At 40.8% G+C, this 618-nt stretch carries 2 rRNA genes; both read right to left on the bottom strand.

Features of this window, described 5'->3' with window-relative positions:
• Positions 1-117, bottom strand: a 23S ribosomal RNA gene (locus tag IR152_RS19785); the annotation flags it as partial.
• Positions 118-545: 428 nt separating this feature from the next.
• Positions 546-618: ribosomal RNA gene (locus tag IR152_RS19790) — 16S ribosomal RNA — on the bottom strand; the annotation flags it as partial.

Consider the following 618-nt stretch of genomic DNA (forward strand, 5'->3'; position numbering starts at 1 on the left):
TCGGAAATCTTCGGATCAAAGTTTACGTGCAACTCCCCGAAGCTTATCGCAGCTTATCACGTCCTTCATCGGCTCCTAGTGCCAAGGCATCCGCCCTGCACCCTTAATAACTTGACCAGTTAAAAAGGTTTGATAGATTAAAGTCTATCAACTTGATAATTTTAAAAAGTTATCAGCTTTATATATTACAAATTAGATGTCATATCACTAAATATATATGCAGTTTTCAAAGTGCTAAAGCACAACGCCAACGAATAAATTCCGTTGCTTAAAGTGCTAACGCACAGCGTCAACGAACAACCTTCGTATACACTCAGATTATTCCGTTACTTAAAGTGCTAACGCACGTCGCCAACAAACAAACTTCACATGCGTTCAGTTTATTCTGTTGCTTAAAGTGCTAACGCACAGCGCCAACGGATAAATCCCGTTGCTTAAAGTGCTAACGCACAGCGCCAACGAATAAATTCCGTTACTTAAAGTGCTAACTTTGAGTATTCGTAAAAACGAACCCTCAAAATTAAACAGTAGGTAATTCTCCTTAGAAAGGAGGTGATCCAGCCGCACCTTCCGATACGGCTACCTTGTTACGACTTCACCCCAGTTATTGATTCCACC

This window comes from Clostridioides sp. ES-S-0108-01 (assembly GCF_020662285.1).
In the GTDB taxonomy this organism is placed as follows: domain Bacteria; phylum Bacillota; class Clostridia; order Peptostreptococcales; family Peptostreptococcaceae; genus Clostridioides.